21 protein-coding genes are annotated in these 23,938 nt (G+C 62.0%); 10 read left to right on the top strand and 11 right to left on the bottom strand.

What is annotated here, in order from left to right; all coding sequences use genetic code 11:
• Window positions 1-20: 20 nt before the first annotated feature.
• The 4 genes from JET14_RS04685 (at window position 21) to JET14_RS04670 (ending at window position 6,734) form a co-directional block, all read left to right on the top strand.
• The gene (locus tag JET14_RS04685) at window positions 21-2,135 is read left to right on the top strand and encodes a S9 family peptidase (RefSeq protein ID WP_200337017.1); all 2,115 of its coding nucleotides are present in this window, start codon (window positions 21-23) and stop codon (window positions 2,133-2,135) included.
• 87 nt (window positions 2,136-2,222) lie between these two features.
• Window positions 2,223-3,488: a DUF2254 domain-containing protein gene (locus JET14_RS04680; protein WP_200337016.1), complete on the top strand. Its 1,266-nt coding sequence runs from the start codon at window positions 2,223-2,225 to the stop codon at window positions 3,486-3,488.
• Window positions 3,489-3,628: 140 nt separating this feature from the next.
• On the top strand, window positions 3,629-5,959 hold the full coding sequence (locus JET14_RS04675) for a membrane-bound PQQ-dependent dehydrogenase, glucose/quinate/shikimate family (protein ID WP_200337015.1): 2,331 nt from the start codon (window positions 3,629-3,631) through the stop codon (window positions 5,957-5,959).
• Between the two features lie 172 nt (window positions 5,960-6,131).
• Window positions 6,132-6,734: a superoxide dismutase gene (locus JET14_RS04670; protein WP_024709636.1), complete on the top strand. Its 603-nt coding sequence runs from the start codon at window positions 6,132-6,134 to the stop codon at window positions 6,732-6,734.
• 56 nt (window positions 6,735-6,790) lie between these two features.
• Here JET14_RS04670 and JET14_RS04665 read toward each other — a convergent pair whose 3' ends face one another.
• The 3 genes from JET14_RS04665 to JET14_RS04655 form a co-directional block, all read right to left on the bottom strand.
• Complete coding sequence (locus tag JET14_RS04665; RefSeq protein WP_024709637.1) at window positions 6,791-7,420, bottom strand: riboflavin synthase; 630 nt, start codon at window positions 7,418-7,420, stop codon at window positions 6,791-6,793.
• A gap of 108 nt (window positions 7,421-7,528) precedes the next feature.
• On the bottom strand, window positions 7,529-7,873 hold the full coding sequence (locus JET14_RS04660; protein ID WP_200337014.1) for a TfoX/Sxy family protein: 345 nt from the start codon (window positions 7,871-7,873) through the stop codon (window positions 7,529-7,531).
• Window positions 7,874-7,877: 4 nt separating this feature from the next.
• Window positions 7,878-8,762, bottom strand: coding sequence for an SDR family NAD(P)-dependent oxidoreductase (locus tag JET14_RS04655; RefSeq protein ID WP_200337013.1), 885 nt, complete (start codon window positions 8,760-8,762; stop codon window positions 7,878-7,880).
• A gap of 277 nt (window positions 8,763-9,039) precedes the next feature.
• Here JET14_RS04655 and JET14_RS04650 point away from each other — a divergent pair, with 277 nt between their 5' ends.
• Complete coding sequence (locus tag JET14_RS04650) at window positions 9,040-10,260, top strand: argininosuccinate synthase (RefSeq protein WP_200337012.1); 1,221 nt, start codon at window positions 9,040-9,042, stop codon at window positions 10,258-10,260.
• Between the two features lie 112 nt (window positions 10,261-10,372).
• On the opposite strand, the gene JET14_RS04645 is transcribed toward JET14_RS04650, so the two are convergent.
• Together JET14_RS04645 and JET14_RS04640 are read right to left on the bottom strand one after the other, a co-directional pair.
• Window positions 10,373-11,638: a multidrug effflux MFS transporter gene (locus JET14_RS04645; RefSeq protein ID WP_246750520.1), complete on the bottom strand. Its 1,266-nt coding sequence runs from the start codon at window positions 11,636-11,638 to the stop codon at window positions 10,373-10,375.
• 2 nt (window positions 11,639-11,640) lie between these two features.
• Window positions 11,641-12,090, bottom strand: coding sequence for a MarR family winged helix-turn-helix transcriptional regulator (locus tag JET14_RS04640; RefSeq protein ID WP_200337011.1), 450 nt, complete (start codon window positions 12,088-12,090; stop codon window positions 11,641-11,643).
• A gap of 172 nt (window positions 12,091-12,262) precedes the next feature.
• On the opposite strand from JET14_RS04640, the gene JET14_RS04635 reads away from it, so the two are divergent.
• Window positions 12,263-14,329, top strand: coding sequence for a M3 family metallopeptidase (locus tag JET14_RS04635; RefSeq protein ID WP_432443063.1), 2,067 nt, complete (start codon window positions 12,263-12,265; stop codon window positions 14,327-14,329).
• A 557-nt stretch (window positions 14,330-14,886) separates the two neighbouring features.
• On the opposite strand, the gene JET14_RS04630 is transcribed toward JET14_RS04635, so the two are convergent.
• A complete protein-coding gene (locus JET14_RS04630) occupies window positions 14,887-15,114 on the bottom strand; it encodes a hypothetical protein (protein WP_200337009.1) in 228 nt (75 codons plus the stop codon).
• An 84-nt stretch (window positions 15,115-15,198) separates the two neighbouring features.
• Between JET14_RS04630 and JET14_RS04625 the strand changes: the two genes are divergently transcribed.
• Window positions 15,199-15,771, top strand: coding sequence for a UbiX family flavin prenyltransferase (locus tag JET14_RS04625; RefSeq protein ID WP_200337008.1), 573 nt, complete (start codon window positions 15,199-15,201; stop codon window positions 15,769-15,771).
• A 111-nt stretch (window positions 15,772-15,882) separates the two neighbouring features.
• On the top strand, window positions 15,883-16,722 hold the full coding sequence (locus JET14_RS04620; protein WP_200337007.1) for a GNAT family N-acetyltransferase: 840 nt from the start codon (window positions 15,883-15,885) through the stop codon (window positions 16,720-16,722).
• Window positions 16,723-16,801: 79 nt separating this feature from the next.
• Here the strand turns inward: JET14_RS04620 and JET14_RS04615 are convergent, their stop codons facing one another.
• From JET14_RS04615 to JET14_RS04600, 4 genes are read right to left on the bottom strand one after another with little or no spacing between them, the layout of a single operon-like run.
• Window positions 16,802-17,620: an SDR family oxidoreductase gene (locus tag JET14_RS04615; protein ID WP_200337006.1), complete on the bottom strand. Its 819-nt coding sequence runs from the start codon at window positions 17,618-17,620 to the stop codon at window positions 16,802-16,804.
• A gap of 60 nt (window positions 17,621-17,680) precedes the next feature.
• On the bottom strand, window positions 17,681-19,213 hold the full coding sequence (locus JET14_RS04610; RefSeq protein WP_200337005.1) for a tripartite tricarboxylate transporter permease: 1,533 nt from the start codon (window positions 19,211-19,213) through the stop codon (window positions 17,681-17,683).
• Window positions 19,210-19,683, bottom strand: coding sequence for a tripartite tricarboxylate transporter TctB family protein (locus JET14_RS04605; protein WP_200337004.1), 474 nt, complete (start codon window positions 19,681-19,683; stop codon window positions 19,210-19,212). The genes JET14_RS04610 and JET14_RS04605 overlap by 4 nt, the downstream gene beginning before the upstream one ends.
• A gap of 20 nt (window positions 19,684-19,703) precedes the next feature.
• Window positions 19,704-20,681 carry a tripartite tricarboxylate transporter substrate binding protein gene (locus JET14_RS04600; protein WP_183485120.1) on the bottom strand — a complete coding sequence of 326 codons (978 nt, stop codon included), beginning with the start codon at window positions 20,679-20,681 and terminating at the stop codon, window positions 19,704-19,706.
• Between the two features lie 123 nt (window positions 20,682-20,804).
• On the opposite strand from JET14_RS04600, the gene JET14_RS04595 reads away from it, so the two are divergent.
• Together JET14_RS04595 and JET14_RS04590 are read left to right on the top strand one after the other, a co-directional pair.
• The gene (locus JET14_RS04595) at window positions 20,805-21,578 is read left to right on the top strand and encodes a FadR/GntR family transcriptional regulator (protein WP_200337003.1); all 774 of its coding nucleotides are present in this window, start codon (window positions 20,805-20,807) and stop codon (window positions 21,576-21,578) included.
• 1 nt (window position 21,579) lies between these two features.
• Complete coding sequence (locus JET14_RS04590) at window positions 21,580-22,242, top strand: RraA family protein (RefSeq protein ID WP_138747315.1); 663 nt, start codon at window positions 21,580-21,582, stop codon at window positions 22,240-22,242.
• 83 nt (window positions 22,243-22,325) lie between these two features.
• Here JET14_RS04590 and JET14_RS22890 read toward each other — a convergent pair whose 3' ends face one another.
• Window positions 22,326-23,822 carry a PAS domain-containing protein gene (locus tag JET14_RS22890; protein WP_200337002.1) on the bottom strand — a complete coding sequence of 499 codons (1,497 nt, stop codon included), beginning with the start codon at window positions 23,820-23,822 and terminating at the stop codon, window positions 22,326-22,328.
• Window positions 23,823-23,938 lie beyond the last annotated feature (116 nt).

Below are 23,938 nucleotides of genomic sequence, written 5' to 3'. Positions count from 1 at the left end.
CAACAACAAGGCCCGCCATCGTGACCGCGTTCAAGAACCTCCCCGCCCCGCCGAAAGCCAAAGCCAAGCCCGTGACCGACACCCGCCACGGCAAGACCCGCACCGACGACTATGCCTGGCTGCGCGCTGCAAACTGGCAGGCGATGTTCAAGGACCCCTCCATTCTCGAGGCCGATATCCGCGCGCATCTGGAGGCTGAAAACGCCTATATGAAAGCCGCCATGGCCGACACGGAAGCGTTTCAGAAGACGCTGTTTGCGGAAATGCGCGGGCGCATCAAGGAAGACGACAGCTCCGTGCCGATGAAGGATGGCGCCTACGCCTATGGCACGGCCTACCGCACGGGCGGAGAGCAGCCCTATTTCTTCCGTATCCCGCGCGACGGCGACTTGCATGATCCGGACCTGCGCGCGGTTCTTCTGGACGGCGACCGGGAGGGCGAAGGCAAGGCCTATTTCGATCTCGGCGGCTTCTTCCACACCACCGACCACACTCGCGCGCTGTGGAGCTTTGACGACAAGGGATCGGAATTCTACACCATCAAGGTGCGCGACCTTGCCGGCGGCAAAGATCTTGAAGACGTGATCGAGAACACCGGCGGCAGCGGTGTCTGGGCGCCGGACGGCAGGAGCTTCTTCTACACGGAAGTGGATGAGAACCACCGCCCCTCCAAGGTCTATCACCATGTCGTCGGCACGGCGCAAAGCGAGGACCGGCTTGTCTATGAGGAGGCCGATCCGGGCTTTTTCGTCGGCATCGGCGGGTCCTTGCTCGATGATTTCATTTTCATCGATGTCCATGACCACCAGACCTCGGAAGTCCACATCATCCCGACCAACGCGCTGGATGCCGCGCCGCAGATGGTCGCAAAGCGCGAGACGATGGTGGAGTATGACGTCACCGAGGGCGGCGACGTGTTCTTCATCCTGACCAATGACGGCGGCGCCAAGGATTTCAAGATCGTTGAAGCGCCCGTTTCCGCTCCGGCCAAGGAGAACTGGAAAGAGATCGTGCCGCATCAGGAAGGCCGGCTGATCCTCTCCCATATGGCGTTCAAGGACCATCTGGTACGGCTCGAACGCCTCGGCGGCCTGCCGCGCATCGTCATCCGCGATCGGAAGAGCGGCGAGGAACACGCCATCGCCTTTGACGAGGAAGCCTATGCGCTCGGTCTTCAGGGCGCGCAGGAGTACGAGACGGACACCATCCGCTTTTCCTATTCCTCGATGACCACGCCGAGCCAGCTCTTCGACTACAATATGGCGACGCGCGAACGCACACTCTTGAAGACCCAGGAAGTGCCCTCCGGCCACAATCCGGACGATTACGTGACCCGCCGCATTCAGGCGAAGGCGGCAGACGGCGAACTGGTGCCGGTCAGCCTCGTCTACCGCAAGGATACGCCGCTCGACGGCTCCGCCCCCTGCCTGCTTTACGGCTACGGCGCCTACGGCATCTCCATTCCGGCGTCCTTCTCCACCAATTGCCTGTCGCTGGTCGACCGCAGCTTCGTCTATGCCATTGCCCATATTCGCGGCGGCAAGGACAAAGGCTTTGCCTGGTATGAAAACGGCAAGATGTTTTCGAAGAAGAACACCTTCTCCGATTTCGTCGCGGCCGCCGACGCGCTGGTGGCGGAGAACTTCACGTCCTACGGCAAGATCGTCGCCGAGGGCGGTTCGGCCGGCGGCATGCTGATGGGCGCGGTCGCCAACATGGCGCCGGAAAAATTCTCCGGCATCATCGCCGCCGTACCCTTTGTCGACGTGCTCACCACCATGCTGGACGACACGCTGCCGCTGACGCCGCCCGAATGGCCGGAATGGGGCAACCCGATCGCCTCCGAAGCCGCCTACGACTACATCGCCAGCTACAGCCCCTACGACAATGTGGCCGCAAAGCCCTACCCCGCCATTCTGGCGCTTGCAGGTCTGACCGATCCGCGGGTGACCTATTGGGAACCGGCAAAGTGGGTGGCGCGGCTGCGCGACTTTACCACAGCCGAAAACCCGATCCTGCTGCGCACCAATATGGATGCCGGCCATGGCGGCGCGTCCGGGCGCTTCCAGCGGCTGGAGGAAATCGCGCTCGAATATGCCTTCGCGCTGAAGGTTTCGGGCAAGGCGGAGCACTGAGGGCCGGCAGACTCGGGCATCTGCCCCCGACGGAACCGACAGGCTCTGCCGGACGTTTCATGTCATGGCTGGAAGGGGCGGGGCTGAATGAAATTCGAGATGTCAAAGACCTGGTGGATGGTGCTCCAGGCGATGCGGCAGGTGTGGTTCGTCGCTTCGCTCTATTGTGTCGCCGCCATCATGACGGCCCTGCTCGGCATCATGGCCGATCCCCTCATCCCCGATGACCTTCAGGACATTATCGGAAGCAGCGCGGTCAACAGCCTGCTGACCATCATCGCCACGAGCATGCTTTCCGTGCTGGTGTTCTCGCTGAACACGCTGGTGCAGGCCTCGACGGCGGCTGCCAGCAATGCCACGCCGCGCGCCGTCGGCACGCTGTTGCAGGACCGAATCGCCCAGTGGGCGCTTTCGACCTTCCTCGGCGCCTTCATTTTCAGCCTTGTCGGCCTGATCGCGCTTAACACCTCGCTCTATGGCGGCGGCGGCCGGCTGATCCTGTTCCTCGTCACCATCGCGGTCATCGTGCTGATCGTGGTAACGATGCTGCGCTGGATCAACTATCTCGGCCATCTCGGTCAGGTCACGAAAACGATCTCGCAGGTGGAATCCGCCTCCTGCCCCTCGATGGAGCATTATCGCCGCGCACCATATCTGCATGCCCGCCCGCAGGAAGGCCCCGTTCCCCATGGGCTTTCGATGATCGAGCATGACCAGATCGGCTATCTGCGGTTTATCGACGTTCCCGCGCTCGACGATATCGCGGATCGGCTCGAGGCGAATATCCACGTATTCGAGCGCCCCGGCGCCTTCGTGACGCCCGGCCGCCATATCGCCGGGATCGCGCTTCCAGACGGCAGCGCGATCGACGACGAAACCCGTGAGGCCCTGCGCGGCGCCTTTACTATTGGCAATGCCCGCAGCTACGACCAGGACCCGCTTTACGGTCTTACCGTGCTCTCCCAGATCGCCATGCGTGCGCTCTCCCCGGGCATCAACGACCCGGGCACGGCGATCGACGTGATCGGCAATATCGTGCGCATCATGGCCTCGGGCAAAAAGGCCGAAGCGGAGGTGTATCACGGCCGCGTCTTCATCCCGGCGATCGAAACCGACGATTTCTTCGACGCGGCCTTTACCGGCATTTCCCGGGACGGAGCGGACAAGGTTGAGGTGGGAATGCGGCTGCAGCACGCATTCGAATCCCTCTCGCTGCTTCCTTTTGTCGGTTACGGCGAATGCGCGCGGGACTATTCGGCCCAGGCGTTGGAACGCGCGCGGAAGATGCTCGATTTCGACAACGATATCAAACGCCTGGAAGCCTCCGCGCGAAAGGGCCGCCTGTCGCCCTGATCCCTGGCATTATCCTGTCAGGAACATTCCGCCGTACGCGTCGTTATGCCTAGGTCCGCCCCGACTGGGGCCGGCTTTCCATGTCCGCGGATGACGCCGGCGTCATCTGCTTGAGACACGTGCATATGGGGACATTTTCAATGATTATTTTCACGACATTCATCTTTGCCGTGATTGGCCTGTTTCTGGGCGGCGGCGGCATCTGGCTGATCATGCTTGGCGGCAGTTGGTTTTATCTCATTGCGGGCGCCGCATTTCTGGCGACCGCCTTTTTTGTATTCACCCGCTCCGCGCTTGCTTACTGGGTCTACGCCGCAACCATATTGGTGACGCTGGTCTGGGCGCTGCTGGAGGTCGGTTTCGACTGGTGGCAGCTCGGCGCGCGCGGCGGCCTCGTCGTGCTGCTCGGCCTTTGGCTGCTTCTGCCCTGGGTGCGCCGGCCGATCCTGCGCGATGACTATGGCTTTCCAGAAAAAGACAAACCCGCCCGCGCCGGCCCGTGGCCGCTGGTGGCAGCCGTTCTGGTATCGGTTGTGGTCGCGGTCATCTCGCTGTTCACCGACCCGCATGCGATCGATGGGTCTCTGCCCGGCGCCCGCAGCGCCAGCGCCGAAACGGCGGACGCTGTTCCCAGCGGCGAATGGCATGGCTATGGCCGTACCGAAAGGGGGCAGCGCTGGTCGCCGCTCGACCAGATCACGCCGGAAAATGTCGGCGACCTGGAGCTTGCCTGGCAGATCCAGACCGGCGACATGAAGGGGCCGAACGACGTCGTCGAGACCACCTACGAAAATACCCCGCTGATGGTCGAAGACACGCTCTATGTCTGCACCCCGCATAGCTGGGCGATGGCGTTTGACGCGAAGACCGGCGAGGAGAAATGGAAGTTTGACCCGAAGGTTCCGGTTGATGGCAACCGCCAGCACCAGACCTGCCGCGGCGTGACCTATTACGACGACCCCGACATTGCCGAGGGCGAACGCTGCAAGACCCGCGTCTACCTGCCGACATCGGACGCCCGTCTGATTGCGCTCAATGCCGAAGACGGCACGATTTGCGAGGACTTCGCCGACAATGGCACGCTGCAACTTCAGAGAAACATGCCTTACAAGACGCAGGGCTACTATTACTCGACATCGCCGCCGCTGGCGATAAACGGCAAGATCGTAGTCGGCGGCTCGGTCAACGACAATTACTCGACCGACAGCCCCTCCGGCGTGATCCGCGCCTATGACATCGACACCGGCGAACTGATCTGGAACTTCGATACCGGCAATCCGGACCAGACCGAACCGCTCGGCCCGGACGAAACCTATACCAAGAATTCGCCGAACAGCTGGTCGGTGATGTCCGGCGACAGCGATCTCGGCCTGATCTACGCCCCGATCGGCAACCGCACGCCGGACCAGATCGGCCTCAACCGCTCGCCCGCGGTCGAGAAGTATTCTTCCTCGGTGGTGGCTCTCGATGCCGAGACCGGCGAGCCCGTCTGGAATTTCCAGGGCGTCCACCACGACCTCTGGGACATGGACGTGCCGGCCCAGCCGGCCCTTCTCGACCTGACGATTAACGGTGAGAGCGTGCCGGCGCTGGTGCAGGCGACCAAGCAGGGCGAAGTCTTCGTGCTGAACCGTGAAACGGGCGAGCCGATCCTTCCCGTGAAGGAGGTCCCAGCACCCCAGGAGGGCGGACTTGAGGGCGAGAACCTGTCGCTGACCCAGCCCGTCTCGGCGCTTTCCTTCAACCCGCCGAAGCTTGAGGGCAAGGACATGTGGGGGGCAAGCCTGCTCGACCAGCTCGTCTGCCGCATCAAGCTGAAACAGTATAATTACGAGGGCCGCTACACGCCGCCATCCGTTGACGGCACAATCGTCTATCCCGGCAATTTCGGCACGCTCAACTGGGGTTCGGTCGCCGTCGATCCGGAGCGGCAGGTGATGTTCGCCATGCCGGTCTACATGGCCTACACCTCGACGCTGGTGCCGAAATCAAAGCCCGGCGTGCCGACCCAGGGCATCAACTCCAATAACGGCGCCGACTATGCCGTTGCCTTCTCCACCCTGCTCGGCCCGCTTGGCGTGCCCTGCCAGGCCCCGCCATGGGGCTATGTCGCGGGCGCGGACCTGACCACCGGCGAGATCGTGTGGAAGCACAAGAACGGCACCATTCAGGACATGACGCCGCTGCCGCTCAAGATCAAGATGGGCGTTCCCGGCATCGGCGGCCCGATCATGACCAGGGGCGGCGTCGCCTTCCTCGGCGCGACAATGGACAATTACATCCGCGGCTATGACGTGACCACCGGCGAACAGCTATGGGAGGCTCGGCTGCCCGCCGGCGGCCAGGCAACGCCGATGACCTACGAGACCGCGGATGGAACCCAATACGTGCTGATCGTCGCCGGCGGCCATGGCTCGGTGGGCACCGAGACGGGCGATTATATCCTCGCCTACAAGCTGCCGGAGGGCTAGGATAGACTGGCCGGCGGACCTTCCGCCGGGGCAAGGGCGTACCGGAATGCCGCCGAACGCCCTTTCCTTCCGGCAATTTGCCCGGATATTTCCGGGCCCGACGGTTGCCCTTCCCGGAAGGGCTTCCTATGTAACCCGCAAGCGTCAATTTATTAACTGAGGAGTATTGAACATGGCTTTTGAACTTCCGGAACTGCCTTACGCCTACGACGCGCTCGCCCCCTACATGTCGGCCGAGACGCTTGAATTTCACCATGACAAGCACCACAACACCTATGTGACCACCGGCAACAAGCTGGCGGAAGAAGCCGGCCTCGGCAACCTTCCGGTGGAAGAAGTCATGGTCAAGGCATACGGTTCCAACCAGCCGCTCTTCAACAACGCCGCACAGCACTTCAACCACATGCATTTCTGGAAGTGGATGAAGAAGGACGGCGGCGGCACCAAGTTGCCGGGCGCGCTCGAAAGCGCGATCTCGTCCGATCTCGGCGGCTATGACAAGTTCAAGGCCGATTTCATCGCCGCAGGCGTCGGCCAGTTCGGTTCAGGCTGGGCGTGGCTCGCCGTCAAGGACGGCAAGCTCGAGATCATGAAGACCCCGAACGGCGAAAACCCGGTCGTTCATGGCGCGAAGCCGATCCTCGGCGTCGACGTGTGGGAGCATTCCTACTACATCGACTACCGCAACGCGCGCCCGAAATATCTGGAAGCCTTCGTCGACAGCCTCATCAACTGGGACTATGTCCTGGAACTCTACGAAGGCGCCACGAAATAAGATTCAGTCTTTGACGGAATGCGAAAGCTCGGTCCTTGCGCCGGGCTTTTTGCTGCTCAGGCCTTGCCGGCAAGGCCCGGCAGCACCCGCGCCATCGTGCGTTCGATCACGTCCACCATCACCATCGTCTGGTGGTCGACCTCGATGTTGAGCCGGTCGCCCGGCCTGTAGCGGGAAAAGGTCGTCTGTCGCAACGTCTCGGGAATCAAGTTGATCGTGAACAGGTTGTCCTCCACGTCGGCAACGGTCAGGCTGCAGCCATTGACCGCCAGGTAGCCGCGCGGAAAGATGTATTTCGCCCAGTCCTGCGGCACGCGGAAGCGGATGAAGGCCTTTTCCTCGGCGGTCGAAATCTCTTCCAGAACCGCCGTGGTCGCCACATGGCCGGCGATCGCGTGCCCGCCGTTCTCGTCCGTCATTTTCGCCGAGCGCTCGACATTGACAGACTGGCCCGCCTCAAGGTTCCCAAGATTGGTGCGCTCCAGCGTCGCGTTCATCGCATCGAAGGTGACGTTCCCGCCGTCAATGCCGGTGACCGAAAGGCAGGTGCCCTCGATATTGACGCTGGCGCCGAGCTTCAGGTCGACCAGCAGCCTGTCAGTAAAGGCAACGGTGAAGGTCTTGCCGCCCGGATAGGCAGCGATATCCGCAAGCGGACGGACGGCCTGGACGATGCCGGTATACATGGGGAGAGCCTCCTGTCGGCGATTGGCGTCAGCGATGGCGGCAATATGGTCGGCGGAGACACCGAAGACAAGCCTCGCTCCGGACACGCACTGTCCACCGACGACGTCCTACGATTTCGGCGGCAGTGAAAAGGCATTCTCCAGCGCGATCGACACCCATTCGTCGAAAACCGGATCGGACAGGTCATCAGCATCGAGATAGTAGAAGCCGGTCATCTTCCTTCCGCCATGAACCATCGGCTGCGGATGGCCCAGACGCGCGGCGGCCTCGGCGTTGCCTTTTCCGACACGAAAGAGAAAGCGCCTCTCGCCGGCCTTGCTGCGGCTTGCGGCGGCGACCATGTGGCCGTTGACGAGGAAGCAGAGCCCGCCGAACATCTTCTTCTCGCTCACGCCTTCAAGGCCCTCCAGCCGGTGGCGCAGCCGCGCCGCCAGTTCCTCGTCAATTGCCACGGTCTCAGTCTTTCAGGTTCTTCGGCGTGCCCGACAGAAAATCGATGAAGGCGTGGTAGTAATCGGGGTGCCAGCGCGACAGCGGCGGACGGTTCTCCACGATATCGCCCATCGCCCACATCATCCGTTTTTCGTCCGTCTCGCGGTCAACCTCGCCGTCCGGGCAGAGAATGTAGAAATCGCCGGCTTCCAGGCTTTTCAGCATGAAGTCGACCGTCTGCTCCGGCGTCCAGGCGCCCTCCGGCTTCTCGGTGCGCCCGCCCGCCGTCAGCGGGGTGAAGACGAAGCCGGGGATCAGGAGGTGCGCCTCGACCTTGCAGTTCTCGCGGTTCCTCAGATCATGCTGCAGCGCTTCGGTGAAAGCCTTCACGCCGGCTTTCGAGACATTATAGGCCGGGTTGCCGGGTGGCGTGGTGATGCCCTGTTTTGAGCCGGTATTGATGATCAGCGCCGGTTCGCCATGCGCGATCATGCCGGGCGTGAAGATGCGCGTGCCGTTGATCACACCCAGAAGATTGACATCAATGATCCGGTCCCAGGGCATCTGCTTGCCGAGAATATCGGTCGCCGGCTGGATGCCGGCATTGTTCATCAGCACGTGCACCTTGCCGAAGGCCTGGACGGCGGCGCATTCGAGTTCTTCCAGGGCCGAAAGGTCGGAGACATCGGCGGCCTGCGCCAGCGCCTTCACGCCCTTCTTCTCGGCAAGGGCCGCCAGTTCCGCGCCCGCTGCCTTCAGCTTCTCGCTCTTCATGTCGGCGATCATCACATTCATGCCGAGATCAATGAAGGCCTTGGCAGCGGCAAAACCGATGCCCGAGGCGCCACCGGTGATGACGGCGGAATTGCCCTCCTCAAGAGCAGGATGCAACGCTTTCTTCTGGCTCATGGCCTTCCTCCCATCGTCGTCAGACGGTCTTTGCCGCCGCCGGACCAAGGTCGCCTTGCGGAAACACCCGGCCCTTTTCATTCGCGCATGCAGGCTTCGGCGAAGCACGCGCGTGTCCTTGACCGACTGTTTTCGAGTTGCACTGCCCTGTCAATCTGCAAATTGACACAAGGGGGGACGGAAAGTCATGTCCAGCACGGGTTTTCCTTGCGTGGCGCGGCAAAGCCGGTAAAACGGCAGCAAACATGCCAAACAGCAGATGGACTTGATTAAGACAATGGCAACGCACAAAGACGTCAAGAAGGTCGTGCTCGCCTATTCCGGCGGCCTCGACACCTCGATCATCCTCAAATGGCTCCAGACCGAATTCGGCGCTGAAGTCGTGACCTTCACCGCCGATCTCGGCCAGGGCGAGGAACTGGAGCCTGCGCGCCTGAAGGCCGAGCAGGCCGGCGTGAAGGAAATCTTCATCGAGGATGTGCGCGAGGAATTCGTCCGCGACTTCGTCTTCCCGATGTTCCGCGCCAACGCCGTCTATGAAGGCGTCTATCTGCTCGGCACCTCGATCGCCCGCCCGCTGATCTCCAAGCGCCTGATCGAGATCGCAAGGGAAACCGGCGCCGACGCGATTGCCCATGGCGCGACCGGCAAGGGCAATGACCAGGTTCGTTTCGAGCTCTCGGCCTATGCGCTGAACCCGGACATCAAGATCATCGCGCCCTGGCGCGACTGGACCTTCAAGAGCCGCACCGACCTTCTGGAATTTGCCGAACGGCACCAGATCCAGATCGCCAAGAACAAGCGCGGCGAAGCGCCCTTCTCCGTTGACGCCAACCTGCTGCATTCTTCCTCGGAAGGGCGCGTGCTGGAAGATCCGGCGATCGAGGCGCCGGAATATGTGCATATGCGCACCGTCTCGCCGGAAGCAGCGCCCGACAAGGCGACCATCATCAAGATCGGCTTTGAGAAGGGCGATGCCGTGTCCATCAACGGCGAAAGGCTGAGCCCGGCAACGCTGCTCGCAAAACTCAATGATTACGGCCGCGACAACGGCATTGGCCGTCTTGACCTGGTCGAGAACCGCTTTGTCGGCATGAAGTCGCGCGGCGTTTACGAAACGCCCGGCGGCACCATTCTGCTGGCCGCCCACCGCGCCATGGAAAGCATCACGCTCGATCGGGGCGCCGCGCACCTCAAAGACGAGCTGATGCCGAAATATGCGGAGCTGATCTATTACGGATTCTGGTTCTCGCCCGAACGCTACATGCTGCAGGCCGCCATCGACAAGAGCCAGGAACATGTGGAAGGCGAAGTGACGCTGAAGCTCTACAAGGGCAATGTGATCGTCACCGGCCGCGAAAGCGACAAGTCGCTCTATTCCGAAGCCCTCGTCACCTTCGAGGACGACCACGGCGCCTACGACCAGAAGGACGCTGCCGGCTTCATCAAGCTGAACGCGCTGCGCCTCAGGACCCTTGCCAAGCGCGACAACGGCTGATCTCGCGATCAGACGCCTGGATTTGCAGAAAGGCGGGGCCATCGGCTCCGCTTTTTTCTTGTTGCCAGGTGCCGTATCCAATCGGGCATTTGCCGCAATCGATCCTCACCGATCAGGCAAGCGGTTCGGAGGCCTGGATGTCACCTTTCGGCGTTTCGTGTTTGACCGCGAGATGCGGGCGTTCGGCAATGCACAGCGAGACATAGCTCAAGACCGCTATCGCACCCATTGTCGGCACCACAACCTGAAGGGCGAAGACGGGCGAGCCGATGGCCGCTGCAATGATGCCGGTGACAAGGCCCGCGCCCATCTGCATGAAGCCCATCAATGCCGACGCCGAACCGGCGATTGCCGGGAACGGCAGCAATGCCGCGTTCATCGTATAGGGCATGACGAAGGCGATGCCGAAGGCGAAACTTGCGACCGGAAGCATGACCGAGAGGTAGCTGATCGGCAGAAACTCGACGGAAAGGGCAATTGCGGAAGCGCCGAAAGCGATGAAGAGCAGCCCGACCCTGACGAGGGAACGGGAGGAAAAACGGCCAAGGGCAAAGCGGAACACCACGGAACCGACGAAATAGGATCCGGTCTGCAGCAGCATGCCCATGCCGTATTGCGACGGTGTGAGGCCGGCGACCTTGATCAGCACGAAAGGCAGGATCGAAGCGAGCGCGTAGAGGGTGCCGGCCGAGGAGGCAATCAGAAGCGATGCGGCCATGAACCGTCCGCTTGCGAGAAGGCGGCCATAGGCCTTCAGCAAAGGCAGTGGCCGCGCCTTCCGTCGATCGGGCACGACGGTTTCCGACATCATGGTGACGAGGATGGCAGTAGAGGCCGCGCCGAAACCCGCCATTGTCAGGAAGATCGCCTTCCAGTCGAAGACGGACAGGATGAGGCCGCCAACGGTGGGCGCGATGGCGGGGCCCACGGCGAGCACGATGCCGATCATGTTCATGATGCGGGCCGCGGGCTCGCCGGTAAACTGGTCGCGGACAATGGCGCGCCCGACCGTCAGCCCGGCCGAGGCGCCGATGCCCTGGACCAGCCTTCCGAGAAGCAGCGAATTCACATCCCAGGCGAAGACGGCGAGGAGGCTGCCGATCATGTAGACCATCAGGAAGCCGATCGCCGTCTTCCTGCGGCCGAAGGCGTCTGCAAGCGGACCGGCAACCAGCATCGCGAAGGCGAACCCGCCGAAGAAGACGGAGAGTGACAGCTTGATCGCGGCATCCGTCGTGTCGAAAGCGATCGCAAGCGTCGGCATGGCTGGGGTATAGATGGCGAGCGAAAACGGGCCGAGCATGGTCATCATCGCGCCGATCAGGCTGGAGCGCCGCTCGCTCATCTTCGGCGTCGGCTGGGTCATTCCGTCGGTCATGGTCATTCCTGCAAGCGCTGCGAGAAATTGCCGCGCATGGTCTTCAGTGCGGTTCGCAGCATCTGTTTTTCTTGGTCGGAAAGGCCCTCCTCAACCTCTTCGATCAGTTCATCGGAGTGGCGCCGGATCGCGGATAAAACCGCGCCCGCGCGCCTGGTGGTGTGAATGCATTTCGCCCGGCCGTCGCTTGGATCGGAACGCCTTTCGATCAGTCCCGCCTTTTCCAGCCGATCAAGGTAGCGCGAGAGCGTCATCGGCTCGATACCGAGTTCCTCGGCGATCTCGCTTTGCCTGGCGCCCTTGCGCGCGGCAATGCGCGAAAGCGCGCGCGCCTCGCCCGGCGTGACGCCAAGGCCCGCGGCGCCGATCCTGCGCTCGAAGGCGGCGCGGAACAGGCGTGCGACGTCCGTCAGGAGGAAGCCAAGACGGTCGGCGTTGATTTCGCTATCCATCGAAAATCCGGCAAATGCAATTTAATAAGCCTTGCTTACTATTTCCGCTGACGATCATCAAGCCCCGCTTTTTTCGATCGCAGCAAGACAGCCCCCTTGTCAGAAGACCGGTGATGGCTCACACATCGAAAAACCGCGCTTGCGGACAGGCATGAGAACGGGAATGACGGTTATGGCAGACGCAAAAGAACGCAATCCGGCACTGACGACCTGGGACGGGGCTTTGGGCCTGCCGCATTTCGACCGGATATCGGACGAGGACTTCGCGCCCGCCTTCGAGCAGGCCATGGCCGACCATCTCGCCGAGATCGATGCAATTGCGGACAATTCCGAGGCGCCGAGCTTCGTCAACACCGTGGAGGCCCTGGAAGTCGCCGGCGACGCGCTGTCGCGGGTGGCGGCCATCTTCTTCACCCGCGCCGGCGCCGATACCAACCCGGCGATCCAGGCGCTGGAGCGCGAGATCGCGCCGAAGCTTCCGGCGCATTATTCGAAGATCGGCGCCAACAAGGCGCTGTTCTCCCGCATCGACGCGCTCTGGCAGGAGCGGCAGACACTTGACCTGAGCGAAGAACAGACAATCGTGCTGGAGCGCCACTGGAAGGGGCTTGTGCGCAGCGGCGCCCAACTTGCCGGGGACGAACAGCAACGACTTGCCGCGATCAACGGACGCCTCGCCGAACTCGGCACCCAGTTCGGCCAGAACGTGCTTGCCGACGAGAGCGAATGGGTCATGTTCCTGACCGAGGACGACGAGCTTGCCGGCCTTCCTGATTTCCTCACCGACGCCATGGCGGGCGCCGCCGCCGAGCGCGGCCGGCCGGATGCCCATGCCGTGACGTTGTCGCGTTCGATCGTCGAGCCGTTTCTCACCCTCTCGTCGCGGCGGGACCTGCGCGAAAAGGCCTTCCACGCATGGACCGCCCGCGGCCTCTCCGGCGGCGAATATGACAACCGCACCGTCATGAAGGAAACGCTGGCGCTTCGGGCCGAAAAGGCGAAGCTGCTCGGCTACGAGAATTTCGCGGCCCTGAAGCTCGACAACACCATGGCGAAGACCGCAGACGCGGTTGATACGTTGTTGATGGATGTCTGGGAAAAGGCCGTGGGCGCTGCGGGCGAAGACGAGAAGGAGCTTCAGGCGCTGGTCGCCGAAGAGGGCGCCAACCACGATATCGAGGCCTGGGACTGGCGCTATTACGCCGAGAAGCTCAGGACCCGCAAATTCGCCTTCTCCGAGAGCGAGGTGAAGCCCTATCTGCAGCTGGAAAAGATCCTTGAAGCCTGTTTTGCGGTGGCCGGGCGGCTGTTCGGCATCTCCGCCGTTCACCGTCCGGATATCATCGCCTATCACCCCGATGTCCGCGTCTATGAGATCCGCGACGACAAGGACGAGGCTTTCGCGATTTTTCTCGGCGACTATTTCAACCGCGCGACCAAGCGTTCCGGGGCCTGGATGAACGCCCTGCAAAGCCAGCACAAGCTGACGCTGCCGAACGGCAGCAAGGGCGAGCTGCCGATCGTCATCAATGTCTGCAATTTCGCCAAGCCGGCCGAGGGCAAGCCGGCACTGTTGTCTCTCGATGACGCGCATACGCTGTTTCACGAGTTCGGCCACGCGCTGCACGGCATGCTGTCCGACGTGACCTATCCGTCCGTCTCAGGAACGGGCGTCGACCGGGATTTCGTCGAACTCCCCTCACAGCTTTACGAACACTGGCTGACCGTGCCCGAGATCCTGCGCGCCTACGCCCTCAATTACCGCACCGGCGAAGCCATGCCTGACGCCCTGATGGAGAAGGTGCTCAAGGCGGCAAACTTCAATCAGGCGTTCGCCACCGTGGAATACACCGCCTGCGCCCTCGTCGACATGCATCTGCACACCGCTGCGACGCCTCCGGCCGACCCCGTGGCCTTCCAGGACGGCGTGCTCAACGCGATCGGCATGCCGAAGGCGATTGCCATGCGCCATGCGATACCGCACTTCCTGCATATCTTCGCCGGCGACGGCTATGCGGCCGGCTACTATTCCTACATGTGGTCGGAGGTGCTCGACGCCGATGCATTCGAGGCATTCGAGGAGACGGGCGACGTCTTTGATCCGCAGAAGGCCGAACGCCTCAGAAAGGAGATTCTCTCCAAGGGCGGATCGGTTCGCGCGGAAGAGGCCTATCGCGGTTTCAGGGGAAAGATGCCGAGCCCGGATGCGATGCTGCGCGGGCGCGGGCTGCTAGGCTGAGAAGCGAGGCTATGCCTCAGACGATGCCGTGAGAGAAGCAGGGCTGTCGGCTGCGGCCGACGGCAGCAGAAGCTGGTCGAACTCGACGCCGAGAAGACCCAGCAGAATGATGACAGCGATCAGGGCGAGTACAATCCAGAATGGCTTGCGGTTGTAGATGGGAGTAGGCCTGAAACAGTAGGAACAGGTCTTGGTCCCGAACCTTAACTCATGATGGCATGAACATTCGAACAGTCTGAGATTTTTCAACGTCTGTAAACCCAATTCTGGCTTGACCGTCCCGCGGGCGGCACAAGCACTTCCATCCCTTGGCTGAACATGGCCGTCATTCACGCGGCTTCTTGTCAGCTACATTCAACTTTGAATAGTCATTTATGAACGGTAGCTGAAACGCCCGCCTACCACATTTGGTTCCCCGAAAAAAAGTGAAAATTGTCGTCTGACAACAAAGACTTCTTTGTTAGCGCTATCGAGCGGCTGCCCGAGGGTAAGCCAGCTTTTTCGCTCCAGAGCGCATCCTGCGACGCATACTAAATGCCGACTATAGATTGAAAGCGCTATTTTTCATGATCGAACGTAAATGCCGGACCATGCGCAACTAAGAAAACGCAAACGATGTTTTTTTGTAATATTGCTGCCTTCGCCGCAGGTCTTTCGGATTCCTGCGCTGCGCCAAGAGCTATCACGCCTTCCGAAATCAGGAATTTCACAAATACGTGATTAAATCGGGTGGCGATGTTTTTCTCGGAAGGTGGGAATGCAGCGACATTCCTGTCATTCGCCATTCTGGGCTTACCGCTGATCGGGTATAGGTCTTTGCAACAGGCAGCGCCGCTGTCGTCTCCTTGTTCTGGTCAGGCAATAAAAACATGAACGTTTCTCCGCAAAAGCGCCTCGTCATCGGAATCAGCGGCGCCTCCGGCATCATATACGGGCTTCGCGCCCTTCAGGTCCTGCGCTCGCTTGATATCGAGACGCATCTTGTCATGACGACGTCGGCAAAGGTGACGCTCGGTCACGAAACTGATCTCAGTCTCGCCGACGTCCATGCCATGGCCGACGTCGTTTACGCCCCGGATGATATCGGCGCGGCGATTGCCAGCGGATCCTTTCGCACGATCGGCATGCTGGTCGCCCCCTGCTCGGTCCGCAGCCTGTCCGAGATCGCCACGGGCGTGACGGCCGGGCTCCTGAGCCGCGCCGCCGATGTCATGCTGAAGGACCGACGCCGGCTCGTGCTCATGGTGCGCGAGACCCCGCTCCACCTCGGCCATCTGCGCGCCATGACGCAGGCGACGGAGGCCGGCGCGATCATCATGCCGCCCGTGCCCGCCTTCTACGCCCGGCCGGAAAGTCTCGATGACATGGTGACCCAGACCGTGGCCCGCGCGCTCGATCTCTTCGGCATTGACAACGATCTGGTTCGACGTTGGGGCGAATGAGATGGCGAAGCCGCGCGTTATCAGGCTTTCCTTGCCTTCGCGCCGGTCGTATGCTCCTACCGGAAACCCGGCGCGCGAAAGCGACGGGCCCCAGAACAGGACACCACCGCCATGCAGCCCGAAATTTGCGTCCTGGACCTAGCCGAAATCGAAACGCTTCTCGAATGGGCGGCCGCCGAAGGCTGGAACCCCGGCCAACGCGATGCAACCCCTTTCAGGACCGCAGACCCCGAGGGGTTCTTCGGCTGTTTTGTCGAGGGGGCCATGGTCTCCGGCATTTCAGCCATTGCCTACAGCGACGACTTTGGCTTCATCGGCCTTTACATCACCCGAAAGGACTTGCGCGGCAGGGGCTATGGGCGGCTCGTCTGGGAACGCGCAATGGCCTATCTCGGAGGGCGCACCATCGGGCTTGACGGCGTGCCGGAGCAGCAGCCGAACTACGCCCGGATGGGATTTGCCGCCGACTATGGCACCGCGCGCTGGAGCGGCGTGATCGATGCCGCGCACTGCGCCGGCCATGCCGAAACCCGCAATGCCACCGAGACGGACCTGGACCGCATCGCCGCTTTCGACCCTGCCTTCTTCCCCGCGCCCCGGAAGGCATTCCTCGGCGCCTGGCTTGCGGCGGCGACGAGCGCGCGGCTGATCGAGAAGGACGGCGAAATCTTCGGTTATGGCGCTGTGCGACAATGTCGGGATGGCTCGAAGATCGGCCCGCTCTTTGCCAAGACCCCGCAGGCCGCCAAGGCGCTTCTGGCGGGGCTTGTCGCCGATATCGGCAGCGGTCGGGTCGATATCGACGTGCCCCTCATCCAGCTTGGCTTCATTGCCTGGCTGGAGGCTGCCGGCCTTGCCCGCGGCTTCGAGACCGCGCGGATGTATCGCGGAACCGCCCCGGCGCTGCATATGGCCGGCGTCTTCGCCGTCACCAGTCTCGAACTCGGATAGTCCCTCAACAAGCGGAAGGGCGACGACCGCTTCAGCAGTCGTCGCCCCTTATTGGGGTGGGCCGAAATGGAACCCGCGCCTACCAGGCGGTAAACCCGCCGTCGACGACAACGTTCGAGCCGGTCATGTAAGACGAGGCATCCGAGGCGAGGAAGCGGATCACGCCGTTATATTCATCGACCTCGGCCTGGCGACCGAGCGGCACGCGCTCCAGAAAGGCATCGATGAATTCCTTGTCGTAGGAACCGGTCTTCACGCCGCCAAACGAGATGATGTTGCAACGGACTTTCTTGGGCGCCCAATAGGTCGCAAGATAGCGCGTCAGGTTCAACAGGCCCGATTTCGATGCCGCATAGGAGACAGCCTTGACGAAGGGTACGCCGTCGCGCTCCAGCCGGTAGGCATAAAGCGCCTGGTTGGGCGAGACCATGCCGTACATCGAGCCGACATTGATGATCGACCCGCGCTCCTTCTCGGCCATCTTGGTGCCGACGACCTGGCTGGTGAGCATCACACCGGTGAGATTGGTGTCGATGATCTCGTCCCAGTACTTCTGCGGGTATTCCTCGAAGGGGGCGTTCTGGTCGGCGGCGCCATCGGGCTTGGAATCGATGCCGGCATTGTTGACGAGCACATGCGGCACGCCCCAGTCGGCGATCAACTGGTCGGTCGCGGCCTGAAGCGCCGCCTTGTCGGTGACCGAGGCCTCGTAGACCCTGATCCGGTCCTCGAGACCCGGAAATTTTTCCGCGATCTGGGCCTTCGAGAAAGGTCGGCGCGAGTAGATGGCGACCTTGGCGCCGGCCTCTGCCAGCGATTTCGAAAACTGGGTGCCGAGCTGGCCCAGCCCGCCGGTGACGACGATGATACGACCTTCAACGGAGAACATCTTGTCCATGGTTTTTCGTCCTTTCAGAAGGGTGGTGTTTGAATTGGCGGCGCACCCGCCGGGATGGATTTATTGCGGGCTCTGCACCGCGTCTTTTTCGCCCGGCGCGCCGCGCCGGAAATAGAGGATCGAACGGACAGCGGTCGCGACCAGAATGAGGCAGACGACCACGCCGAGGAAGGCAGCGATGGGACGTTCGAAGAAGCCGAGAAGGTTGCCGCCCGATATCTGCATCGACATGATGAAGTTGCGCTCCAGCACCGGCCCCAGAACAAGGCCGAGAATGACGGGGGCAATCGGAAAGCCGTTGCGTTCCATCAGATAGCCGACCACGCCGGCAATCAGCATGACCCAGACGCCGAACAGCGTGTTGTTGACCGCGTAGGAGCCGAGGAAGCAGCACACCAGAATGATCGGCACGATCACCGAGCGCGGGATCGACAGAACATGGCGGGCGAGCTTGATCGCGGCAAAGCCGAGCGGGAACAGCAGCAGGTTGGCGACAAAGAAGCAGAGAATGATCGCCGTCGGCATGGACGGGTTTTCGACAAAGAGCCGCGGGCCGGGATTAACGCCCTTCATGAACAGAACGCCGACGGCAATGGCGGTGACGGCATCGCCGGGAATACCGAAGACGAGCGCCGGGATCCAGGCGCTGGAAAGCCCGGCATTGTTCGATGAGGTCGACTCGATCAGCCCCTCCGGATGACCGGTTCCGTATTTCTCCGGCGTCTTGGAGAAGCGCTTGGACATGCCATAGGCAATCCAGGCCGCAAGGTCGCCGCCAATGCCCGGCAGCGCGCCGACAGCCGTGCCGAGCGAGGCGCCGCGCACGAAGGAGAACGGATATTTGCGGAACAGGCCGAATATGCCCTGATACGGCACGATCTTTCCAAGCTTCGGCATTTCAGCGCCGCTGCCGGTCTGGCCGGTGGTGAAGCCGCGCAGGATCTCCGAAAAGGCAAACATGCCGATCATCACCGGAATGAAGGAAACGCCGCCCATCAGTTCCATCTGGCCGAAGACGAAGCGCGGCGCGCCGGTGGTGATGTCGAGCCCGACCGTGGAGATCAGCAACCCGATCAGAAGCGAGGTGAAACCGCGTGCCGCATCGCTGCCGGAGACCAGCGCGCAGGTCAGAAGACCGAGCACGGCCAGCCAGAAGAATTCGAAACTGGAGAAATTGAGCGAAATCTTCGCCAGCAACGGGCCGGTGACGAGCAGGACGGTGGCGCCGACAAGGCCGCCCATGGCGGAAAAGAAGAAGCCGATGGAAAGCGCGGTCGACGCCTTGCCCTTCAGCGTCATCTGATAGGATTCGTCGGTATAGGCGGCCGATGCCGGTGTTCCGGGAATACGTAGGAGCGTGCCCGGCATGTCGCCGGCCGAGATCGCCATGGCCGTCGATGAGACGATCAACGCGATCGCCGGCACGGGCGCCATGTAGAAGGTGACCGGCACCAGAAGGGCGGTCGACATGGTCGCCGTCAGCCCCGGCAACGCGCCGATGAAAAGCCCGTAGACAGCGCCGAGCAGGATGGCGAGCAGCACATCCACCTGGAAGACGATCGAAAGGGCCTGAAGCAGCGTATCGGCACTCATGACAATATCCCTCCCAGAAGGCCGGCGGGAAGCGGCACCAGCAGGCCTTTTGAAAAGCCGACATAGAGAAGAAGCACGACCGTCGGGCTGACGATTACCGTGACCATCCAGGACGCGCCCATCAGCAGCATCAATACGGCCATGTAGATGAAGGCGTAGAGCGGAAAGCCCACGGTTTCGAACAGGAAGATGCCGAGCAAGAGGCCGGCAAGCGTCCAGACGGCCGCCAGTTTCTTGCGCATCGGCACATGCCATTCGGAAAGGTCGATGAGTTTCTGCCCGCCGCCGGCGATGAAGGCGCCCATGCTGATGGCAATGCCGAGCCCGATAAAGCCGATACCCACAAGCATGGGCATGAGGTCCGCACCGAAGCGCACGCCCGGAACCGTGGGGAGCTTCGTCGCCCCCACGATCACGGCCGCTCCGAAGAGCGACAAAGCGGGCCCGGTAATCCGGTCGCTGATTTTCATGTCAGTTCACTCCGACGACGTTACTTCGCCAGACCCAGAACCTTCATGGTCTCGGCAAGACCTTCATAGTCATTGTAGACCGTCTGCTTGAAGGTCGCGGCGTCCTGATAGGCGACGGAGAAACCGCGCGACGACATGAACTTCTGGAACTCGGCATCATCGCAGATTTCCTGAAGTGCTGCTTCGAGCTTCTCGACGGTTTCGGCCGGAAGACCGGCCGGACCCGCAAGGCCGCGGAACGGCATCGGCGACCACTGGACGTCAAGCGCCTCGGTCGTGGTCGGGATATCGGGGAAGAGCGGGCTGCGCTCATCGGCGATCAGCGCCAGTGTCGCGACTTCGCCGGCCTCGACCAGCGAACGGGCTTCGGCGGGCGATGTGGAGACCACGTCGATGGCGCCGGCGGCAAGTTGTTGCAGCGCGGGCGCTGACCCGTCGGAAGCAACCCAGGGGCTGGCGTCCGGCGCGATGTCGAGCTTGTTGAGAAGCCCGGCCCAGGCAAGATGCGAAAGACCGCCGCGATTGGCGCCCGAGGCGGTGATCGTGCCCGGGTTGGCCTTCACGTCATCGATCAGCGCCTGAACACCGTCATAACCGGCGTCGGCCTGAACATTGATGCCGATCGCATCGGCATTGTAGCGGCCGATATAGTCGTAGCTGTCCGGATTGACGCCCGGCAGGCCCTGCGTTTCGTACATCGTGCTTTCGATGGTGATGACGCCGATCGTGTAGCCGTCCGCCTTGGCGTTGGCGATGGCCGAGTGGCCGACAAGACCGCCGCCGCCGGTGCGGTTGACGACATTGAAGGGCTGGCCGAATTTTTCTTCCAGGTCGGCGGCAACGGCGCGCGCGGTGGCGTCGGTTCCGCCGCCGGCGGACCACGGCACGATCACCGTAACGGCGCGCTCCGGCCATTCGGCATGGGCAGCGCCCGCAAGCCCGAGAAGAGCCGCAGCGGCAACCGTGGTGTGGACAAGTGTCTTCAGAGTGGATTTCATATCTACCTCCCGTTGTGAGTCTTTCTTCGAACCCGCTTCTTAGGCGACCCCGCAGTGACATAACACTTGACTTATGACTCATGACATAAGTATTGTCAACCGAGCGAAAAGGAAACGGAACGCATGATGAGAACCGAAGCCGAAAAGGCGAATGGTGGACTGCTGAAACGACGCGAGCGGCTGCATTCGGAAGTATCGTCCATTCTTGAGAGCCGCATTCTGAACGGCGAACTCAAGGTCGGCGACCGGCTCGATTCCGAAAGCGCCATCGCCAACGAATTCGGCGTTTCCACCCGGTCGGTGCGCGAGGCGATCCAGGTACTGGAGACAAAGGGGCTGGTGCGTCGCCGCCATGGCGAGCGCACGGAAGTGGTGCGTGACGACGTCGACGGCTATCTCGAAACGCTGGCCGTCACAGTGCGCCAGCGCTTTTCGACCGATCCCGACTATCTGCTCCAGCTCATGGCCGTGCGCCGGATGATCGAGGCCGAGGTTCTGGAAATCCTGACGGACCTTGAAAGCCCGGTGACGCCGGAGATCGAGGCTGCGCTTCAAGCCATGCGCACCGCGCGCGACGATGGCGATTTTTCCGGCTTCGTCAATGCCGACGCCGCCTTCCACCTGGCGCTGGTGCATGCGACCGACAATCAGGTGCTGCAGCACATCTATGACAATCTTTCCGGCCTCATCAATGAAGTGATGCACATCTCGAGCCGCGTGCCGACCAAATCGCTCGACGAGGCCTATGCCGAACACGCCAGCATTTTCGACCTGATCATGGCCCGCGACAAGGCCGGATCCAAGGCGCTGCTGCGCGCGCAGATCGACAATTCCGCGGATTACCTGCGGCAGGCGATCGAGAAATCAAACCAGAAAAAAGCCAGAAAAGAGGAATGAAATGGCCGACTTCGATTATTCGGACACCGACTGGGAGGCAATCGAGCGTCTGAAGAAATGGTATTCCGGGGATATCCATGACAGCATGGAAGCGCTCGGACTATGGGGCTGCCTGGAGGGCATCTCGCTGCTTGGCGCGCTGGAGCCCGGCGACGTGGTCTGCGGCCCGGCCGTCACCGTCCTGTTCGAGCCGTCCGACCGCAAGGGCGAGCCCCAGGACGTCTACCACAACGCCATCGACAATGCGCCCAAGGGCGGCATCATGGTCTGCGACGCCTCCTGCGCGCCGGGCTCCTGCTCGGGCGAACTGATGAGCACCGGCGCCAAGACCCATGGCTGCGCGGCAACCGTCGTCAACGGCACGGTGCGCGATCTCGCCCAGGTGCGGGCGCTCGGCTATCCGCTGTTCGGCACCATGCCGAGCCCGATCGGCGTGACCGGCAAGAAGGAACCGAAAAAGAGCCAGGTGCCGCTCAAGATCGGCAAGGCGACCGTCAAGCCCGGCGACGTGATCTTCGGCGACATCGACGGCGTGGTCGTCATTCCGAAGGAACACGTCAAGGCCGTTGCCGATCAGGCAGACGCGCTCGGAAAGGAAGAGGCAACCAATCGCGACCGCATTCTTGCGGGCGAAAAGCTGCAGGCCATCTGGCCTGCAGAATAAGAAAAGTCTCCCTCCCCCACTGGCCCCGCAACGCGCATGCATTGCCGTTTCGGGGCCTTTCTTGTTCTTGCCCTACCGGGCCCTCAGGCTGGCTCCCCGTCCGCCTCGTCCCTGTCATCGCTTGGCACGAGCCTGTCGGGGTCATCGGGCAGATCCGCCACGATCGTATAGATCACGCCGGTCGGGCGGTATTCGATCTTCGCCGTTCCATCCATGGAATGGGCGACGATCTCCTCAATCATGCGGGAACCGAAGCCGCGTTTCTTCGGCGGCTCGACCGGTGGCCCGCCCATCTCGCTCCAGTGGAAATGCAGCGTGCGGTGGCCGTTCTTGACGATTTCCCAATGGATCGTCACGGAGCCGCCGGGCACCGAAAGTGCCCCGTATTTGGTGGCGTTGGTCGCCAGTTCGTAGAGTGCCAGCGACAGCGCGGAAACCGCCTGTTCGTTAAGGATGACGCGCGGTCCGCCGACCCTGATATCAGCGCCCTTGAACGGCTCCATCACGTCGCTGACAAGCGCTCGCAGCTCGGCGGAATTCCAGCCTTCCTTGGTCAGAAGGTCCTGTGCCGTCGACATGGCCCGGATGCGGCCGAACGCGATGCTCTGCGCCTCCTCAAGTGACTTGGCAGACTTCAGCGATTGCGCAAAGATCGACTGGGCGATCGCCAGCGAATTCTTGACCCGGTGGTTCAGCTCGCGGGCAAGCAGCTTGCGGTGCTCCTCGGCTTCCTTGCGCTCGGTGATATCCTGGGTGATGCCGCTGATGAACTGGTTGCCGCCGGGCGTGCCGGAAAGCTGGCCGCGCGCCTCCAGCCAGCGCAGCTCGCCCTTCGGTGTGCGGATCCGATAGACCAGATGGAGATCCTCCTCGCCGCGGATCGTGCGTTCCAGCCCCTTGCTCCAGGTTTCGAAATCCGCCGGATCGACAGCCTTGCGGGCATCCTCGAAATTCAGCCTGTCGGCCGGCGCGAGGCCGTAATTGGCCTTGGCCTGGGCAGAGGTGATCAGTCGCTTTGTCCCGAGTTCGAGCGTCCACGAACCCATCTTGGCGGCCTCGAGGATGAAGCGCAGCCGGTTTTCGGATGCCCTCAGGTCATGGATGCGCTGCTCGATCTGCTCTTCGAGTTCCTCCTGCGAGACGTGCATTTCGGCGATCCGGCGCCGCTCCGGCGTGACATCGAATTGCGAGGCGAAGAAATAGATGAGCTTGCCGTCGCTATCAAAGACCGGCGAGATCAGCACGCGGTTCCAGAAGCTGGAGCCGTCCTTGCGATAGTTGAGCAGGTCGATCTCGATCGATTCCTGCCGCGCAATCGCGTCGCGCACCTTGGTCACATCGTCGGAATTGGTGCCCGTGCCCTGCAGGAACCGGCAGTTCTGCCCGAGAATCTCGTCCCGGCCGTAACCCGTGAGCCGCAGAAAAGCGTCATTGGCAAAAACGACCGGATTGTCGGGCTGCCCCGGATCGGTGATCAGCATCGGCATCCGGGTGGTGCGGACGGCTGCGGCAAAAGGATCGTTTGAGGCCGCAACACGATGGAGTTCATGTTCGATCCGGGCTTCGTCTGGTTGGTTCATCTATTGCTTCTGACACGAAAAAGGTGGGTACTTCCCGCACCATAGCCATAAGACCAGCGCGCCGCCATTAGTTTTGAGGGTAAGGGTTCTTTTCCTGAACCGGTCCGCTCCCTCGC

Source organism: Martelella lutilitoris (genome assembly GCF_016598595.1).
Lineage (GTDB): Bacteria > Pseudomonadota > Alphaproteobacteria > Rhizobiales > Rhizobiaceae > Martelella > Martelella lutilitoris_A.
This window is presented reverse-complemented; position numbering and strand designations above follow the sequence as displayed.

Excerpts from the sequence above, each read along its gene's own strand:
- JET14_RS04680 (WP_200337016.1), top strand. The coding sequence starts at position 2,223 with ATGAAATTCGAGATGTCAAAGACCTGGTGGATGGTGCTCCAGGCGATG.
- JET14_RS04675 (WP_200337015.1), top strand. The coding sequence starts at position 3,629 with ATGATTATTTTCACGACATTCATCTTTGCCGTGATTGGCCTGTTTCTG.
- JET14_RS04670 (WP_024709636.1), top strand. The coding sequence starts at position 6,132 with ATGGCTTTTGAACTTCCGGAACTGCCTTACGCCTACGACGCGCTCGCC.
- JET14_RS04665 (WP_024709637.1), bottom strand. The coding sequence starts at position 7,420 with ATGTATACCGGCATCGTCCAGGCCGTCCGTCCGCTTGCGGATATCGCT.
- JET14_RS04655 (WP_200337013.1), bottom strand. The coding sequence starts at position 8,762 with ATGAGCCAGAAGAAAGCGTTGCATCCTGCTCTTGAGGAGGGCAATTCC.
- JET14_RS04650 (WP_200337012.1), top strand. The coding sequence starts at position 9,040 with ATGGCAACGCACAAAGACGTCAAGAAGGTCGTGCTCGCCTATTCCGGC.
- JET14_RS04645 (WP_246750520.1), bottom strand. The coding sequence starts at position 11,638 with ATGACCGACGGAATGACCCAGCCGACGCCGAAGATGAGCGAGCGGCGC.
- JET14_RS04640 (WP_200337011.1), bottom strand. The coding sequence starts at position 12,090 with ATGGATAGCGAAATCAACGCCGACCGTCTTGGCTTCCTCCTGACGGAC.
- JET14_RS04635 (WP_432443063.1), top strand. The coding sequence starts at position 12,263 with ATGGCAGACGCAAAAGAACGCAATCCGGCACTGACGACCTGGGACGGG.
- JET14_RS04630 (WP_200337009.1), bottom strand. The coding sequence starts at position 15,114 with ATGGCGAATGACAGGAATGTCGCTGCATTCCCACCTTCCGAGAAAAAC.
- JET14_RS04625 (WP_200337008.1), top strand. The coding sequence starts at position 15,199 with ATGAACGTTTCTCCGCAAAAGCGCCTCGTCATCGGAATCAGCGGCGCC.
- JET14_RS04620 (WP_200337007.1), top strand. The coding sequence starts at position 15,883 with ATGCAGCCCGAAATTTGCGTCCTGGACCTAGCCGAAATCGAAACGCTT.
- JET14_RS04615 (WP_200337006.1), bottom strand. The coding sequence starts at position 17,620 with ATGGACAAGATGTTCTCCGTTGAAGGTCGTATCATCGTCGTCACCGGC.
- JET14_RS04610 (WP_200337005.1), bottom strand. The coding sequence starts at position 19,213 with ATGAGTGCCGATACGCTGCTTCAGGCCCTTTCGATCGTCTTCCAGGTG.
- JET14_RS04605 (WP_200337004.1), bottom strand. The coding sequence starts at position 19,683 with ATGAAAATCAGCGACCGGATTACCGGGCCCGCTTTGTCGCTCTTCGGA.
- JET14_RS04600 (WP_183485120.1), bottom strand. The coding sequence starts at position 20,681 with ATGAAATCCACTCTGAAGACACTTGTCCACACCACGGTTGCCGCTGCG.
- JET14_RS04595 (WP_200337003.1), top strand. The coding sequence starts at position 20,805 with ATGATGAGAACCGAAGCCGAAAAGGCGAATGGTGGACTGCTGAAACGA.
- JET14_RS04590 (WP_138747315.1), top strand. The coding sequence starts at position 21,580 with ATGGCCGACTTCGATTATTCGGACACCGACTGGGAGGCAATCGAGCGT.
- JET14_RS22890 (WP_200337002.1), bottom strand. The coding sequence starts at position 23,822 with ATGAACCAACCAGACGAAGCCCGGATCGAACATGAACTCCATCGTGTT.